Origin of the sequence: Paenibacillus sp. y28 (assembly GCF_037137075.1) — a bacterium.
GTDB lineage: Bacteria > Bacillota > Bacilli > Paenibacillales > NBRC-103111 > JBBBNV01.
Window position 1 is genome coordinate 210,335 of sequence record NZ_JBBBNV010000002.1, and the last position, 16,355, is coordinate 226,689.

At 54.3% G+C, this 16,355-nt stretch carries 19 protein-coding genes; 13 read left to right on the forward strand and 6 right to left on the reverse strand.

Annotation, left to right across the window (positions count from 1 at the left end):
- Positions 1–332: 332 nt before the first annotated feature.
- Positions 333–1,061, reverse strand: a complete 729-nt coding sequence (locus WBG83_RS04095; protein ID WP_336742924.1) for a hypothetical protein — start codon at positions 1,059–1,061, stop codon at positions 333–335.
- A 191-nt stretch (positions 1,062–1,252) separates the two neighbouring features.
- Here WBG83_RS04095 and WBG83_RS04100 point away from each other — a divergent pair, with 191 nt between their 5' ends.
- The 5 genes from WBG83_RS04100 to WBG83_RS04120 all read left to right on the forward strand — a co-directional run bounded on the left by WBG83_RS04100 (position 1,253) and on the right by WBG83_RS04120 (position 5,402).
- On the forward strand, positions 1,253–1,960 hold the full coding sequence (locus WBG83_RS04100) for a DUF1961 family protein (RefSeq protein ID WP_442955785.1): 708 nt from the start codon (positions 1,253–1,255) through the stop codon (positions 1,958–1,960).
- 187 nt (positions 1,961–2,147) lie between these two features.
- On the forward strand, positions 2,148–2,519 hold the full coding sequence (locus WBG83_RS04105; RefSeq protein ID WP_336742927.1) for a hypothetical protein: 372 nt from the start codon (positions 2,148–2,150) through the stop codon (positions 2,517–2,519).
- Between the two features lie 158 nt (positions 2,520–2,677).
- Entirely contained in the window at positions 2,678–3,220 is a 543-nt protein-coding gene (locus WBG83_RS04110) for a PadR family transcriptional regulator (RefSeq protein WP_336742929.1), read from the forward strand.
- Between the two features lies 1 nt (position 3,221).
- A complete protein-coding gene (locus WBG83_RS04115) occupies positions 3,222–4,661 on the forward strand; it encodes an FAD-binding oxidoreductase (protein WP_336742931.1) in 1,440 nt (479 codons plus the stop codon).
- 93 nt (positions 4,662–4,754) lie between these two features.
- Positions 4,755–5,402 carry an MFS transporter gene (locus tag WBG83_RS04120; RefSeq protein ID WP_336742933.1) on the forward strand — a complete coding sequence of 216 codons (648 nt, stop codon included), beginning with the start codon at positions 4,755–4,757 and terminating at the stop codon, positions 5,400–5,402.
- Between the two features lie 60 nt (positions 5,403–5,462).
- Here WBG83_RS04120 and WBG83_RS04125 read toward each other — a convergent pair whose 3' ends face one another.
- The 3 genes from WBG83_RS04125 to WBG83_RS04135 form a co-directional block, all read right to left on the reverse strand.
- On the reverse strand, positions 5,463–5,891 hold the full coding sequence (locus WBG83_RS04125; protein ID WP_336742935.1) for a LytTR family transcriptional regulator DNA-binding domain-containing protein: 429 nt from the start codon (positions 5,889–5,891) through the stop codon (positions 5,463–5,465).
- A 502-nt stretch (positions 5,892–6,393) separates the two neighbouring features.
- The gene (thiO, locus tag WBG83_RS04130; RefSeq protein WP_336742937.1) at positions 6,394–7,599 is read right to left on the reverse strand and encodes a glycine oxidase ThiO; all 1,206 of its coding nucleotides are present in this window, start codon (positions 7,597–7,599) and stop codon (positions 6,394–6,396) included.
- Positions 7,600–7,836: 237 nt separating this feature from the next.
- Positions 7,837–8,460 carry a thiamine phosphate synthase gene (locus WBG83_RS04135; RefSeq protein ID WP_336742939.1) on the reverse strand — a complete coding sequence of 208 codons (624 nt, stop codon included), beginning with the start codon at positions 8,458–8,460 and terminating at the stop codon, positions 7,837–7,839.
- Positions 8,461–8,705: 245 nt separating this feature from the next.
- Here WBG83_RS04135 and thiD point away from each other — a divergent pair, with 245 nt between their 5' ends.
- The 4 genes from thiD (at position 8,706) to WBG83_RS04155 (ending at position 11,174) form a co-directional block, all read left to right on the forward strand.
- Positions 8,706–9,512 (forward strand): bifunctional hydroxymethylpyrimidine kinase/phosphomethylpyrimidine kinase, encoded by an 807-nt coding sequence (thiD, locus tag WBG83_RS04140; RefSeq protein ID WP_336742941.1) that lies wholly within the window; start codon positions 8,706–8,708, stop codon positions 9,510–9,512.
- Positions 9,513–9,559: 47 nt separating this feature from the next.
- Positions 9,560–9,700, forward strand: a complete 141-nt coding sequence (locus WBG83_RS04145) for a hypothetical protein (RefSeq protein WP_336742943.1) — start codon at positions 9,560–9,562, stop codon at positions 9,698–9,700.
- A gap of 9 nt (positions 9,701–9,709) precedes the next feature.
- The gene (locus WBG83_RS04150) at positions 9,710–10,129 is read left to right on the forward strand and encodes a DUF86 domain-containing protein (RefSeq protein ID WP_336742944.1); all 420 of its coding nucleotides are present in this window, start codon (positions 9,710–9,712) and stop codon (positions 10,127–10,129) included.
- A 382-nt stretch (positions 10,130–10,511) separates the two neighbouring features.
- Positions 10,512–11,174, forward strand: a complete 663-nt coding sequence (locus tag WBG83_RS04155; protein ID WP_336742945.1) for a helix-turn-helix transcriptional regulator — start codon at positions 10,512–10,514, stop codon at positions 11,172–11,174.
- A 91-nt stretch (positions 11,175–11,265) separates the two neighbouring features.
- Here WBG83_RS04155 and WBG83_RS04160 read toward each other — a convergent pair whose 3' ends face one another.
- Positions 11,266–11,901: a bifunctional 4-hydroxy-2-oxoglutarate aldolase/2-dehydro-3-deoxy-phosphogluconate aldolase gene (locus tag WBG83_RS04160; protein ID WP_336742947.1), complete on the reverse strand. Its 636-nt coding sequence runs from the start codon at positions 11,899–11,901 to the stop codon at positions 11,266–11,268.
- 319 nt (positions 11,902–12,220) lie between these two features.
- Here WBG83_RS04160 and WBG83_RS04165 point away from each other — a divergent pair, with 319 nt between their 5' ends.
- From WBG83_RS04165 to WBG83_RS04175, 3 genes are all read left to right on the forward strand, one after another.
- A complete protein-coding gene (locus tag WBG83_RS04165) occupies positions 12,221–12,427 on the forward strand; it encodes a hypothetical protein (protein ID WP_336742949.1) in 207 nt (68 codons plus the stop codon).
- Positions 12,428–12,611: 184 nt separating this feature from the next.
- Entirely contained in the window at positions 12,612–13,121 is a 510-nt protein-coding gene (locus tag WBG83_RS04170; RefSeq protein WP_336742951.1) for a DUF948 domain-containing protein, read from the forward strand.
- The gene (locus tag WBG83_RS04175; RefSeq protein WP_336742953.1) at positions 13,108–13,485 is read left to right on the forward strand and encodes a YtxH domain-containing protein; all 378 of its coding nucleotides are present in this window, start codon (positions 13,108–13,110) and stop codon (positions 13,483–13,485) included. Before WBG83_RS04170 ends, WBG83_RS04175 begins: the two co-directional genes overlap by 14 nt.
- 755 nt (positions 13,486–14,240) lie before the next feature.
- Here the strand turns inward: WBG83_RS04175 and WBG83_RS04180 are convergent.
- Positions 14,241–15,368, reverse strand: coding sequence for a phosphodiester glycosidase family protein (locus WBG83_RS04180; protein WP_442955786.1), 1,128 nt, complete (start codon positions 15,366–15,368; stop codon positions 14,241–14,243).
- 331 nt (positions 15,369–15,699) lie between these two features.
- Here WBG83_RS04180 and WBG83_RS04185 point away from each other — a divergent pair, with 331 nt between their 5' ends.
- Positions 15,700–16,125, forward strand: coding sequence for a disulfide oxidoreductase (locus tag WBG83_RS04185; protein ID WP_336742955.1), 426 nt, complete (start codon positions 15,700–15,702; stop codon positions 16,123–16,125).
- Positions 16,126–16,355: the final 230 nt, after the last annotated feature.

A 16,355-nucleotide genomic window follows, 5' to 3' on the forward strand; every position in this document is an offset into this window, starting at 1 on the left:
CCCAGCGTGCGGTGCTTCTCTGCATGGCGGCGGTCGGTCGCCCCATGATAGGGCGATGCCCATTTATGGATGTAATGCCGACTGTCATGCAGCGCCGCACCGCGAGCGCCGGGAGCTTCGCGCAATGCGCAAATTAGGGCTGGTTTAGATCACCCGTAATGACGAGCAGCGGGGATAGTATGGAATAGTATGGAATAGTATGGAATAGTACATTTCCAGCAAAAAAAGGTTCACGTCCTGCTGCCAGGGCGTGAACCTTTTTGATGTAAAACTTATTCGTCGTCGCTGCTGTCGGCTGCAGGCGCGCTTGCTTGCGGTTGTGGCTGCGGCGTTTATTTCAAGACATTGGAGCTGTTGATGGCCTGTTCAACCTTCGTTTTGGCCTGCTCTTTTAATGCGGCTTGCTGCTCGGCCGAAATCAGGTTGTTTTTGAACGCCTGATCGATTTCTTTTTGGATCGGCTTCAAAAGCAAGTCGGTCAATACGGACGGCTTCAGGTTCACTGCGTTGCTCAGCGATTTGCCGGCTCTTAACGCGTTCACAACCTCCGTATATTCGATATCCGCATAAGAAGAAGCGACGATGACCATGGATTTGAGCGAATCATTAATGAGCGCCTCACCGTCGAATGAAGCGGCGGCAGGATTGTAGCCCGGCGTATTAATCGCTTTGGTTACGTCCTCTTTTGCCTTGGTGTAGAGCTCTTCTTTTTGCTTGGAAGTGATGTTCAGGCTGTTGTAGGCGCGATCAATATCCTGATATAAAGGAGACACCAGTGCATTGAACAAAGCTTTTTCGCTTAATCCGGAAGCCTGCAGCAAGGTTTTTCCGTTTTTGAGCGCATCTTCAATCAGAGAGGATTCGATATCCGCGTAGGAAGAAGTCTCAGCAATAATGGAATTCAATTTCCCGTTCAGCACAGTAGCCGGATCCACCTGTACGAATACCGGAACATAATCGTCATCGTCGGCAAAAGCTTGCGGCGCGCCGGCGCCCAAGGAACCAGTGATCAGAGCGGCAGCAGTTAAGAAACAGGCAATTTTTGTTTTGTACACGTTCATTTTGAATCTCCACCTTTTGTTTTTATGTCATTTCATCAACCTATCCTGAGCCTTACTATACGCGCTAAATCTGAAATAAAAATATTGGAAATATAAAAATGTATGAAATACAATGGCCTTAGCGGAGCCGTTAAAAAAGGCCCGAATGTCACGATGCTGCAGCCGTGGCTGGGAAAAGGAGGGAAATGCGGATGAATGTGAATCAGGCTAAGCAAGAGCGCCCGGGAGAGCGGCTGATTTATACGAATGCGCTTGCCAGTGCAGCGGACGTGGAAGGGTTCCGCCTGGAGGGAGAGGCAAAGATCAGCTTTCCGGAAGGCCGCATGAGACTGGAAAATGCGCTTGACCCGGAGCAGGGGCAAAAATCGAATTTTGTATTCTGGTGCCCGGAGAGCTTCCCCGCCGATATTGCGGTGGAATGGGAATTCGTACCGCTGGCCGAGCCGGGGCTTTGTATACTATTTTTCGCGGCAGCCGGCCGGGAAGGGCAAGATTTGTTCGATGCAGCTTTGAAGCCGAGAACGGGGGAGTATCCGCAATACCATTCCGGTGATATCAACGCGCTGCACGTGTCCTATTTCCGCCGCCGTTGGCCGGAGGAGCGGGCGTTCCATACCTGCAATTTGCGCAAAAGCTGCGGGTTTCATCTTGTCGCGCAAGGAGCGGACCCGATTCCGGATGTGGAGGATTGTGAAGGGCTGTACCGTGTTCGTCTGGAAAAACGCGGCGGCCACATTTCATTTCTGATTAACGGCCTGCCGATTTTTGACTGGCTGGATGACGGACAAGCATTCGGCCCTCTCTTGGGCGGCGGTAAAATCGGGTTTCGGCAAATGGCCCCTCTCGTAGCCGAGTATGCCCATTTGCGCGTGTATGAGCTTGACGCCCGGCAGTTTTAAATAACTCGCCGCTTTCGGCCGGGCTGATCGCCGATTTGGTATGACTAGAGGGCCTTCGGCATATCCTGTATCAAAAAATGCTGCTGCTGTCCTATGCCAATCGCAGTGTTGCAACGCGCGCTTGGGATTCGCGCGCGTTGGACATACAGCCTTATGGCAGCGCAGAAGTGATAAAGGAGTGTCATGTATGTCCTCCATTCTCAGACCGACAACGATGACCCTGAATGACAGGCTGGCTGTTCTCGGACGGACGCAGGTGCGGCTGGAGGCGGTGGATTTCGCCAGTGAAGCGGGGGAAATCCAGCGGGTAGGAAAACGGTTTACGCGGGTAAACCAGCAGTATTTCGTTCCCGCTGCAATGAACCAGATTGTTCTTGTCGGCCCCATTCCCCAGGTAAAAACCAGCGCGGTTTTCGTACGGACGACGTTTCGGGGCGCCTTCGAAGCCCGGCTCATCCGAACCGGAAAGGATTTCGTCGAGCTGATTGCCGGGGAACCGGGCGGCGAGGAACGCCTGTTGATTCCGCTGAACAAGGTCATTAGTGTGGAAGGTAGATAGCCTTGGCTCCAAGCAGCGCAAATTCCGCAAAGCTGAATGTCAAGCTGACCCTCCCCCTTTGGAAACGGCTGCATAGCCCAAAAGAAGCTCGCCGTCATGCAACGTTTTCCGGCGGGATACGTATTAAATAGGCAATGCTCCAAACGAGGAGGAAGCACATGAATACGCTTGGATTCGGACTGCTCGGCTTGCTGACGCAAGGCCCCTGCAGCGGATACGATTTAATGCTCAAGATGGAGCCGATTTGGAAGGCGCAGCACAGCCAAATTTATCCGCTCCTGGCCAAAATGGAGCAGGAAGGCTTCGTTGTGCATGAACTGCAGCCCCAAACCGAGAAGCCTGACAAAAAAATATACACGATTACGGATACCGGGCGCGAGGCGCTGCTTGCCTGGCTTCCCGAGCCGCCGGATGAACGGGCGGGCCGGGACGAAATGATTATCAAGGCGCAGAGCATCTGGTTAATCGGACCGGAGGCGGGAAGGGCGCTGTTTACGAACCGGGAAGCTGTGTACCGTGACCGTATTCGTTATTATCAGGAGCTGCTGGACAAGCATCATCAAGGAGGCGTGCAGCCGCCGTCCCCGTCCTCCCCGGACTTCGGCTCCTATATTTTGCTCAAGCGGTATATGGGCGTGTTTACATGGCAGATGGAATGGTGCCGGTGGGTGCTGTCGCTGCTGGATGAGCAGGCCGAATAATATGCGATCTGCAGGAATGGCGTTTATTGCGGCAATGGTCATTTACGCCGGATTGTTCGGAGCCTCCGTCTATTGGCACGCCAGCAGGCCCAAGCCGGCGCTGCTCCAGGATGTGAGCCGGACGTTCGCGGCGCAAATTCACCGGATCGTTCCCGGAAGCGAAACCGCGGCCCTGCAGGAGGCGCTGCGCGAGGCGGCGGCGGACAACCTCAAGGTATCGATTTCCGGGAAGCGGCACAGTCAGGGCGGCCATATTTTTTATGAGGATGCCGTAGTGCTGGACATGCTGTCTTACAACCGCATTTTGTTTGTTGATCCCCTTCAAAAGCTTGTCAGAGTCCAAAGCGGAGCGACCTGGGCGGACGTGCAACATGCGGTCCACCCGTATGGCCTGGCGGTACGGGTCATGCAGTCGTCCAATATTTTTACTGTAGGCGGCTCTTTGAGTGTAAATGCCCACGGCCGGGATTTGCGCTACGGGCCAATCATTGAAACCGTACAATCGCTTCGCCTGCTCCAAGCTGACGGAAGCATTGTAGAGCTTAGCCGGAGCAAGCAGCCGGAGCTGTTCCGGGCGGTGATTGGCGGTTATGGGCTGTTTGGCGTTATTTTGGATGCGGATCTGATGCTGACGGAGAATGAGGTGTACCGGACGGAAACCGTGATGGTAACACCGGAGGAGTACCCGGATTTTTTCCGCAATCGGGTGCTGGGGGACGAGGATGCGATTCTGACCATTGCGCGTCTCTCCATTGCGCCGGACAGCTTTATGCGGGAGATGTATTCTACGGTGTATAAGCGTACGGGCGAGACCGCGGACGGCCCCCTGAACGAGTTAACCCGGGAGACAAATATAGAACGCAATAAGTTTTTGTTCGGCTTGTCCCGCAAATTTGACTGGGGAAAAGAAATGAGCTGGCGCATTCAGAAAACATGGATGACCGGCAGCACAACACTGGTGCGCAATCATGCAATGCGGCCGGACATTGAATTTTTGTCCTATCAGGCGCCGGATCGAAGTGATGTGCTGCAGGAGTATTTTGTGCCGGTGGAGCGCTTTCCCTCCTTTATTGATCGGCTGGCGGTTATCGTGCGCGAAGAAAATGCGAATCTGCTGAATGCCACGGTCCGGTATGTTCCGGCCAATCAGGAGGCGATGCTGTCTTATGCGAGGACTGAAAGCCTGGCGGTGGTGCTGCTGTTTAACGAGAAGCTGTCAGCTGCCGGAGAGAAGCAGGCCAGGCAGGTTACCCGGCGTTTAGTGGATGCGGCGCATGCTGAGGGCGGCACCTATTATTTGCCGTACCGGCTCTTTCCTACCGAAGCGCAGCTGCGTCAATCCTATCCGCAATGGGATGCCTTTGTGGCGCTGAAGCGGAAGGTGGACCCTGATGAACGGTTTATGAATGAATTTTTTGCGGCGTATGCGCGGGAGCGCTGACAGGCTTATTAAATTTCTGCAGATTTCAGGCTTAAAAGGAACGATTGGCGCTGCGGCTGGCGGTAACCAACACCAAAAAGGGGAATCAAGCGGATGAAGCGGGAATCACTGGAGACTGGAGACTCAGGCAAGCGGGATGTAAACAGGCATAGAGCGGGACCGCTATCGATTGCGGAGCGCTCAACGGCGTATCGGGGTCTGCTGTGGTCGCAGAGTGTCTTGCTGTTCGGAACAGGGCTGGTCTTCCCGTTTTATTTGATTTTCCTGCGGGAGAGCGGCAGCAGCTTCACACAATTCGGCCTGGCTTACGGGTTATTCACAATGAGTGCGGCGCTATTGCATCCGCTGGCCGGGAGGCTGTCCGACCGCTGGGGTTCTGCCCGAGTGCTGTTCATTAGCGCCTGGGGCACGGCGCTTGTTTTCCTCTTGCTGCCTTTATTGTCCTCGGTAAGCCAGCTTTACGCCGTTCAGATCGTGCTTGGCCTGCTCGGAGCCCTGCAGAAGACAGCAGAAAAAGCCCTTCTGGCGGATATCACGCCTTCTGATCATCGGGGCAGACGCATCGGCGCTTACCATGGATGGGGGGCTGTGTTCTCCGGACTTGCGGTGATGGCCGCGGGAGGGCTTGTGGATTTATTTTCCATCGATTTTATTTTCTATGTCGGATCGCTCGCCGTGTTCGTGAGCGGCTGCTTGCTGTACAGATACCGCAGCGTTTCCTCCGTATCAGGTGGCGACTGAAGGAGCGCGGATATGGAACAGGGCAGGCGCTGCCGCCTCTGTGTACAATGTCACTTGGGCCTAGATGGTGTTCAGGTCGCTGGAAGCCGCGCCCGGGGTGTCCTTAAGTGAATAAGTAAGCGTGGTCCCGGTATTGCGGGCGATGGCTTGGGCGATTTGATTTTTGCGGATCTTTTGCTGGATGAAGGCTACGGAGGCTACTTTGCTGCTCTTATCCGGGTGCTCGTCAAAATAAATATTGCCCAGCTTCGGATCGAAGCTTTTCACTTCGTTCATATTGACGAGGTTGGTTTTGTCCAGCAGATCGAAGCCCAATTGCGGAAGATGCTCGTCCAGCTCGCTGAGCTTTGTGATTTGATAATATTTATCCGTGCGCGTATGGTATACAATGTTGCGGTCCTCAATGTTGATGTACAGCACTTCCTGCAAATCAAGTTCAACCAACTCGGTGGACTTGTCTTCTCTTCTGCGCAGCACCGGCATTTTCATCTTCGATCCCTCCTTTTTGGACAAATGCCTTCGGTTTCATTGTACAACAGGTGAGTAAATAAATTATAACACGGATGGAATTAGTTGTGAATTGTTTACAAAAAGTTACTGCGGACTGGCATAGACTAATCATCCCATTTACGGGAGTAGCCTTTGTTGATGACATATATGGAGCTGCCGATTAAGATTGCCGCAACAAGAACGCAAACAATGATGACGCCGATCATACCTTATCCTCCTTCATTATCAAAAACAAGCAGCTGATCAAGCAGCCGCCTGTATACTCGTATTCGTCCCGCACCAGCCGTTTGGCTGCTTGGCCGATTCATGGCCTGGCGCAAGCTTCCTCATGATGCCCTTGCTTTCAAATTAAAAATCCGTGTGAAGAGGGCGAGGCGGCGACGGCTGCCTACTCTATTAGTGTACTATAGCCCGAACCCGAAGGAAAGCGGGAGGGGGCATCCCGTGAAGCTTGCCAGCCGGTGGTAAGAGAGGGGGAAGCTCAGCCTGTGCTTAAGCTTCCGGCATAAACGCGGTTTGGGGCGTACGGCGCCAGGTCGACAGCCGGCTCGCGTCCCATGATGAGGTCAGCGATGAGACGGCCCGTGGCCGGGGCGAGCAGGATGCCGTTCCGGTAGTGTCCGGTAGCGGCTATGAGGCCGGGATGACTATCCACATGGCCAAGGTAAGGAAGCTCATCCGGCGTCGCCGGGCGCAGTCCTGCCCAGGTGGAGACGAACTCCGCGTCCTGCAGATCAGGAACGAGGCGAATGGCCTGGTTATAGAGCCGATTGATGACCGGGATCTCCAAGGCCTTGTCGTAGCCGATATGCTCCTGGCTGGCTCCAATCAGCACGGTGCCGTCGGACTTGGGCACAACGTAGCAGCCCTTGGTGAAGACGGTTTTGGCCGGGCGCTGCTGCGGCTTGCGGGGGCGGACAGAAATGCATTGCCCCTTCACCGGTGTGACTGGCAGGCGCAGGTTCACTGAAGCAAACAGGGACGAGCTCCAGCTTCCCGCAGCGACGATAACATAATCAGCCTGAAGCGTTCCCTGCGGAGTGCGTACTCCAATAACACGCTGCTTCCTTGCTGGCGAGGCGGCATGAGTCGTGCCGGCCAAATCGGATTCTGTGAGCAGGGAAAGCACAGGAGTATGCTCAAGCACCTGGCAGCCGCTGTTCCGCAGGGCGTCAGCCAGGGAAGCCATCAGCTGCACAGGCTGTATTTGATGATCGCTTTCAAAATAAAGTCCCCCCCGGCCCTCGGAGGTGAGCTTCGGCTCTAACTGGCGCAGCTCTTCGGTGCTGCGTGCACGGCCGGATTGAATCCAGGACTCCCGGCCCTTTACTTCCAGTTCATCCTCTTCATCAAGGGCAAGCCGGACAATCCCCTCGGGGATATATTGAGGGGAGATGCCGCTCCATGCCGCTAATTGGTCGGTCCAATCCTTGTATAAGCCGAGACTATAGCGGCACAGGTCAAAGAAAGGCCCGGGCTTATGAATTTCAACGTGCGCGCCAAGCATTCCGGCGGCCGCCCCGGACGCTTCTCCTCCGATTCGGCCGGCATCCAGCAGAGTGACGTCAGCGCCCTGCAGCCGCAGCTCAAGGGCGATGGCCCCGCCGATTATGCCGCCGCCGACAACAATTGCGGATGTCCCGGCCGCCGTGTTGTGAGTTGACTGGTCCTGATTATTTGTGTTCATAAGGTCCATCTCCCGTTTAAGTTCTGGTCATACCGAAAAGCCAAGCCGGTTGTCGGTCAGCTGCCGGCTTGGGTATAGCTTGTGTGTGTTCATGCTCTGTTTGGGCTGTTTATTGCTGCGAATCCGAGAGAGTATCCGGCAATCTTCTGATTCGCCAGCAATGGTCAGGTCTATCGAATAAACCCTATGCCGCGTAAAGAGCGTCAGCCGCCGGATAACAAGCGAACCGGCTGTTTTTTAGCTTCCGCCTGCTTGCTCCAGCGCAGCTCGGTACGCGCGGATTTGCCCTGCCGGGTCCTTGTGCAGCAGGACGGAGGACAGTACGGCAATGCCTTCAGCCCCGGCATCAAGCACATCCGGCACATGCTCGGGGCGGATGCCGCCGATAGCGGTTACGGGAATGCGTACAGCGGATACTACGCCGCGGAGGGCTTCAAGCCCGCGCGGTACAACCCCGGCTTTGGAGTCTGTGGCATAGATGTGGCCGAATAACAGCTCATCCGCCCCGGCCGCCTCGGCTTGCCGTGCCTCCTCCGGGGAATGCACGGAGCAGCAGATGCGCAGGCCTGCGGGCAAAATTTGCCGGGCCATCTCCGGCGGCAAGCTGTGGTAAGCCAGCTGAACGCTGTCGGTCCGTATTGCCGCAGCCACATCCAGACGATCGTTCAGCCGCAGGGAGACCTGCCCGGGCAGCAGAGCCCGCAGTGCAGTACACCACTGCAGCAGTTCCCTCGCCGTTCGGTGTTTTTCCCGAATATGAATGCTGTCCAGCAGCTCCAGCGGGCAATTCCGCAAAATCGACGCCACCTGGTCCAGCTCCTGAGCTCCAGTGGTAATGATATGCAGACGATGGCGTATCATCCTTTTGCGATCCTCCGATTCCGTCCATTTGTTCTGATCTAATCTATCATATCAAGGGGGTTCCGCTCCGTCAAAAGGTATTTCAGTGACAATCAGCGCTCACTTGGGTTGATAGGTGCCGAGCAATACCGGGTTTAAATGAAGCGCAGCGGCGGCTTGACGCCCCAGCCGCAAAGCGGCTAAACTGAAAGATGAGCTTATGAACGGTTTGTTGATTTAAGGGTACAAAGGAGAGAATAACCATCATGCAGCAAGTGAAAAAAGCGCTCACTATCGCCGGATCGGACAGTGGGGGCGGGGCAGGCATACAAGCGGATCTGAAAACGTTCACGATGCTGGAAGTATACGGAATGTCGGCGATTACCGCGATTACAGTACAAAATACGCTCGGGGTATCGGGCATTTATGACGTGCCCTTGGAAGGCATTGCCGGTCAAATCGACGCTGTCGTGACGGATTTGGGCGTAGATGCGCTGAAGACGGGCATGCTTTCCCAGCCGCAGGTGATTGAGCTGGTAGCAGCTAAGGTCAAGCAATACGGGCTCAAGAATCTCGTCATTGATCCGGTCATGATTGCCAAGGGCGGAGCCACGCTGCTCGCCGAGGAAGCCAAGGATGCGATGCGGACCGAGCTGCTGCCGCTGGCGGCTGTTGTTACCCCGAACGTGCCGGAGGCCGAGGTGCTTACAGGCCGCAGGATTACTTCATTAGAGGACATGAAGCAGGCGGCCCGCCGCATTGTAGATGAATACGGCGCACGCGCCGCTATCGTGAAGGGCGGACATCTGGGCGAGGATGCCACCGACGTGCTGTATGACGGCAAGGAGCTGTATTACTTCTCTTCACCGCGATTCCAGACGCGTCACACGCATGGAACCGGATGCACGTATTCGGCCGCGCTGACGGCGTTTATCGCCAAAGGGCTGCCGCTGTATGCTGCCGCAGAAACGGCCAAGCAGTTTATTACTGCAGCCATTCGCAATGAGCTGGGCATCGGAGGCGGCCATGGGCCGACCAACCACTGGGCCTATTGGCGGGAGACCAGAAAGTAAACAGCGTGAGGAAGAGCTTTCATTATGAGCCAAGAAGGTGAACGTAGGTGCAGTCTTTAGCATTGGCGTCCAAAATGAACTGGGAAGATATCGGACAGGCGATGCTTCTGATTATTGTCATTGTCGGAAGCTTCTTTGCCATCATTTTGTGGGCGAAGTGGAAAAACAGAAAACGGAAGCAAAGGTAGGGCAAGCGGATGTACTATGTGAACCGTGAACAAATTGAACGCAGGCTGGACATCATCCCCCTGCTCATTGAAGTATGCAAAGAAGCGGAGGCTGCGACAGGCTACAGCGGGCTGCGGGCCTTTGCCGAAGAGAGAGCGCTGCACCTTGCGATTGAAACGGTGACGGACGTGGGAAGCCTGATGATTGACGGCTATGTGATGCGGGATGCAAGCAGCTATGAAGACATTATTGAAATTTTGGCGGGAGAGCAGGTGTTTCCGTCTGCATTGACTGCGCCGCTGATTGAGCTGGTGAAGCTGCGCCGGCCGCTGGTGCAGGATTATATGGATTACCCGCGGAAAGCGCCGCATCCGTTGACCGCGGAACTTCCCGCGCTGCTGACCGGGTTCGCTGCTGCAGTCCGAGATTATTTGGAGCGAGAGCAATAAAGCGCAAAGCAGCGCAGCCCTAATCTCCAACGCGCGCGAAACCCAAGCGTATGTCGCCGCGCTGCGTGGCGGTCCGTCGAACCCTACACAATGTGAATCCGCTAGAAAGCAGGGTGTAGCGAAGCAGGGAAATGGCCGCCGTAGTCCTGCTTCATGCGCCTGCTTCATGCGGTGAAACAAAGGGCCGCCGTAGTCCTGCTTCATGCGCCTGCTTCATGCGGTGAAACAAAGGGCCGCAGGACTCTTCGGCCGGGCTCAGACGTACAGGAATAAAACCGGCTTTGAAGCGGCGGGTGTTTGCATATTCAGCCTTAATCCATCGGAATAATTGGCGAAATCCGGCTGCGATTAGGGCTTTTGTTTATGCGCAAAATGCGTTAGAATGTCGGTAACATTCATCGGGGAGGTGCTGGCCATGACCGGCGGGCGGGAAGCTTCAACACGTCAAACCATTTTGACCCTGCTGAAAAGCAGCGGCAGTCTGTCGGTTCATGATCTGGCCCAGCGGATCGGAATTACAGAAATTGCGGTGCGGCGGCATCTTCAAACCCTGGAGGATCAGGAGCTTGTAGGTACAGAACAGGTTCGGCAGGCGATGGGACGGCCGCTGAAGCGGTACAAGCTGACTCCCGGGGCTGATGATTTATTTCCCAAAAACTACCATAAGCTTACCTTGGATTTGCTCGGAGAGCTGGAGCAGGAAGAGGGCGAAGCCCTTGTAGAACGGCTGTTTGACCGTCGCAAAAGCAAGCTCATCCAGAGCTATGAGCCGGCAATGAACGGCAAATCGCTGACCGAGAAGGTTGCCGTTCTGACCGATATCCAAAATCAGGCCGGTTATATGGCCAGCTGGCGCGGACACCCGGGCGGAGAGGGCTTCGAGCTGATAGAGCACAACTGCCCGATCTCACAGGTGGCATCCCGTTACCAGCATGCTTGCGCTTGCGAGCTGGACATGTTCCGCACCCTGCTCGGCGTGGATGTGGAACGCTCCGAATGCCTGGCCAAGGGCGGCAGCAAGTGCGTATATTTTATCAAGCCGTGAGCATGCTCATATCGCGGGATGCCTGCGCTGAACCGTCAAAAAAGCAAACAAACAAGGAGCCCTAAGAAGGACTCCTTGTTTTGTCTTTCGTTTATTTGTTCAGTCCGGCAAGAAGCGCTTTGGCCTTTTCCGTTACTGCCTCGTAACGGCCCTCTGCAATGGCCTGCTTGTCGAATAGCGTACTGCCGACACCAACGGCGCAGCAGCCGGCACGAATAAAGTCGGCAATGTTATGCTCCCCTACACCGCCGACAGCGACCATCGGAATGTGGGACAAAGGTCCCTGCAGCTCCTTGATGTAGCTCAGGCCGAGACTTGTGGTCGGAAAAATTTTGACCGCTGCGGCGCCGGCCTTCCAGGCCTTGACGACCTCTGTCGGCGTCATCGCGCCAGGGTAGATCGGTATTCCCCGCTGAACGGCTAGCCTAATTACGGCTTCATCGGTGTTGGGCGTCACCAGAAAGGAAGCGCCTGCCGCCATCGCCCGTTCGGCATCCTCGGTGTCCAGCACCGTTCCGGCGCCGATATACATCCGGTCGCCCAGCTCCTGCTGCAGCCGGGTAATCATGCCGGTCGCCCCCGGCGTATTCAGTGTAACCTCCATAACGGTGACCCCGCCGGCAAGCAGCGCATGGGCAACTCCGACAATATGCTTTTCTTCGATGCCGCGTACGATTGCAATAACCCGTGTCTGCTCAATTTGAGCAAGTCCTTGCTGTTGTTCCATGATAGAGGACTCCTTTTCGGTCTGGAAAATTCATCATACAGCCAGGCCGCAAAGCAGCCTGTTCGATTTTGCTGCCCTCATTATACTCTTGCGCCTGCATGGTGTCCATCTCTGATCGTTTGGGATCATTTTGTCCGCTTTTCTTTGTGCTGAAACTGTGCTACGCTCGAAAGAAGTAAGGCATCACTTTACTGAGCTCTGCTGGAAAATAGGCTTCCGGCTGCTATGTTTTCCCGGCTGGGCGTTCCATCTCGATGATGGAGAACGGTGCTGTCTTGCATGGGCATGTATTTTTACAGAAACGGGGAAGAGAAACCGGATGAACCAGTACATACAAGGTGCCGGACGTTTGCTGCTCACTATGACGCTGACGTCCGCTTTGCTCGGCGGCTGCTCGAGCGGCCAGTCCGGAGGCGGGCAAGCGCCTGCCGCGCCGGATACAGGCATGGGCCTGCAAAAGCCCGCGGCTGCGACAGGCAGCAGCGAAGGCAAGGAAAGCTTGCCCGTGACGAAACAAACCAAATAAAACGGAATGCGCTATTATTAAATATGCATCACAGGCTGCACATCGCCCGGACGGGCGGTGTGATTTTTTTTGTCAAAATAACGGCCGAAGTTGTGTCAAGAACAGCGAGAGCTGCTTATATTAGCTATATAATCTAGGCGGGAGTCCAGAAGCTTGCATATTTGCCGCCGGGGAGGGCAGCCGCATGATCGTAAAGGGGAGCCTGCTGGTAATAGCTGTGGCGGTTGTTGTGCTTGTCATCGCTCTGGTCCGGACATTAAGGCAGGTACGGGCAACGGCAGTAACAGCCGACAGCGTCCTTGGAGAGCTGCGGCCGCGCTTGGAGCAAATCAGTGCCCAGTCGGGCGAACTGCTTCAATCCGCGCAGCAGCTGTCGGAGGATTTGCGGCACAAGCTGGAGAAGCTGCAGCCGCTAATCGATACGGCTGAATGCTTCGGGGAAGCGGCTAAAGAAATGGGCGGTTCTGTCCGTCAGGCGACCGGCTCGGTCCGCCAGCTGTCCAGTGCCGTAACCCGGTCCGCGAAGGAGATGGAGCGAGCTGTCAACAGGCACCATCAGCAGGTTGCGGATGCTCTGGAATGGGCGGCGGCAGGAATGCAGCTGTATCATCGCTGGCAGGATGCAAGGGAGCGCAAGCAAGCCGCAGCTTCGGACACCGCCGCCAAAGGAGAGGTTCATCATGCCGAATCATGAAAAAGGCAAGGTATTTGTCGTCGGTGCAGTGGTTGGCAGTGTTGTGGGTGCGGTCACGGCGCTGCTGCTGGCGCCCAAATCGGGTAAACAATTGCGCGCGGATATTTCCGAGCAGGCTGCACAGCTGAGTGATTCAGCCCAGCGGCTGGCGGGTCAGGTCAGCCAAAAAACGCAGCAGCTCGCTAAAACCGTCAGCACACAAACGGAAGAACTGGTAACGAAGGCGAAAAATGCAGCGACAGGACTTGTGGAGGATGTTAAGGCATGGAAGGAAAGCCGCAATGCTGAGAAGGAAGAAGTAAGCGCCGCTGCGACAGTGGAGGGCGCGGAGCAGCATGAAGCTTCCGAAGAAGAAGCGAGATAGGATTTATCGCAGTAGGCTCATTGCGGTGAGCCTATTTATTTTAGGCTGCCCGGGCGAAACGTTCGCTTCTTTCTTTTAGGTTGACGGTTTTCTAAAAGCTTGTTGCTATATGCGGGACTGATCTGAATTTTGTTACATAAACAGAGTAGAAACGTTCAAACGGGTGGTGTTCCGCATGGCAAAAGCATAGCCAGACCTTTACGCCAAGTTTACGGACTTGCCTGAGGAAGACAAACGGCAGTTGTTTGCAGCCATAAGGAATGATGTAGATGCCGGCCCCCAAAAAGTTATTGGGTTCTATAAAGGAATTCCTGAAGCTCGTTTTCGGAACATTGCCCGGGCAATAATGGCACAGCTATTCATGTAAACTCGGCCCTGAACCTAAATACAGCCTTCTATCAGGCTTTTTTGCTGTGATCTGTACACATAATGGCTGCATGGGCACAATTACTTTACCGAATTGCGATTCACTGCATAGCAGGCCAATGATAAAGGAACAGCGGCTTCGCTGCATCTCCACTGTCATGGCGGACTGCTGTCAGGCAGTGAATTATCGCAAGCCGGGAGGGGCGCGTGATGCTGTGCGAGACAGGATGGAAGTCTGGAGAGAGGATGGATCTGGCTTTGTTGAAATCATCCAAAAAGAAATCCCTGACCTGCGCCTAGCTTGGGCGTTAAGGTCAGGGATTTTTGCTAGTGATGCTGAAATGGTGGTCAACAAGCGGCTGTCTTTAAACTCAGATTCTCCTATCGGATTACCATTTGGAAGCGTCGAACTTGCTCATGTCAATGCCCTGCCAAATGTTTCTGATCGGCGCCTTCGCTGGCTCCTCGAAGACGAGGAACGCTGTAGGCAGATAACGTTCACCGTAGGGACTCGCCGGCTTGTTCAGGATTTCACCGCCCTTGCCAACCAGTACTGTGGAGGAGCCTCCGTCAAGATTGGCTGCAATGACAGCCCCGTTCTCGAGGAACAACTGCTGGATATCATATAAGGTTGCGCCGATGCTGTAGCCCGGCTGGCGTCCGTCGATCACGGCAAACATGATGGTGCCGTCCGCTTTCTGGGCCATACAAGTGCGCGGGGCGATCCCCCAGCCGTCTGCCTGGCTTTTGACGAGGCCTTTGCCATCGACAATGAATTTAGGGGAGAAGGTTACCGCTTCGCTGACGCCCATTTGCTTCAGCTCGGACGGCTTGTACTTGCCTGCGATCATTTTACCGGTTTTATCAATTCCGACAATCGATTGTGCTACATCGCCCTTGCCGTCGTTGTAATACATCTCGCCGCCGGACATGACAATTCCGGTTGGCTGGAAGCCGTTGCCCTTCCATTCGGGATCAACAAAGCCACCGCCGTTAACGCCTGCGATGGCGCCGGTACGCTTCACCATGGAGGATACCTTTTCTCCCTTATTGGCAGCCCCCGGAACGGCAACCCGAATTTTGGTCGGATCGTGGACGAAGACAAGCTGGCCCTTATAATTTGTGCCTTCAACCTCTTTAATCTCGATAAGTTCCTTTTTCTTTGCAACGGCCGGTTCCGGTTTACGAATGTTAATCTCCATGGTGCTCTCCGTTGCCGTCCAATCGTCGAATTTCTGCATATACTGGGCTACCCGTTCCTCCAGCCCCTGCTCCCCGATCAGGAATTTGGCCCAGTGGCGGTGCTGGGTGGAGATGAGGGTATCGGCCATCATATAACGCAAATTTTTGCCCCAAGGTGTATAAAAAAACCACAGCGTAAACAACAAACCCGCCAAAATGAACAGCAAAAACAAATTCATCCACATCTGCTTGCGTCTTTGACGGCGACCCCAGCGGTTAACCGCCGCCACCGTCTGTCCCCTTTTTGTAGTCGGTGTCGTCACATTTGTTCTCATGAATAAGTCCTCTCTTGGCAAAGCATGGCCTTTTGTACATAGACGAAACGCATAGGCAAAAGGTTTCACGCCCTAAATTCGAGGATGGTGTTCAGTACTTTGCCAGCTAGTTCCAAGCTATAAAATGACAATGTATTGGTTCCTTCCCATTGTAATGCCCTACATCGAGTCATTTCAAGCTGCAGAGAATAGGGGACCGTTCTTTTGTTATTTGATAAATTCATAAACTTGCGATTCAGGTCTAGTGCAATGAAAGGAAATTGGGTAAGATGGATAAGTACACTACAGCGTGTCACATTCCAAAAAATAGAAAAGGAGCATGATCTCATTCATGAACTGGAAACCTTTTATTCGCGAGCAGGGTCTGGCGCTGTCCTGGGCCATTTCCCTTGCAGCTACGCTCGGCAGCTTGTATTTCTCCGAGGTGAAGGGCTACATTCCTTGCAATCTGTGCTGGTATCAGCGCATACTGATGTATCCGCTCGTACTGCTGCTCGGTATTGCCGCAGCCAAACGGGATTTCAACATTACACGCTATGCACTCCCGATGTCGCTGCTGGGCGCCTGCTTCTCCCTGTATCACGTTCTGCTTGAAAATATTGAAGCCCTCAAGCCCAAAGGTGCTTCCTGCGGCATCGTGCCGTGTGATGTCAAATACATTAACTGGTTCGGCTTTATTACCATCCCTACTCTGGCTCTGACCGCATTTGTGCTGATTTCGATTATTCATATTTTAATTATCCGGGCCCGGAAATAGGGGGAGTACATTTTTGTGAAATTGAGATGAAAATGGTTATCGTGACAAGCTTTTGGTTTTTGGACAAGGGTCCCGGATTTGGGATTAATCATGGTTACTACTCTCGTCAATTGGGACGATTCATAACGTTCGAAATACAGGGCCGCTTGAACGATTGGTTTCATATACCAATTCAAGCGGCTTTTATATTTAATTTTCTTCATATTAAACACTCATACTTCCGCGCCCCG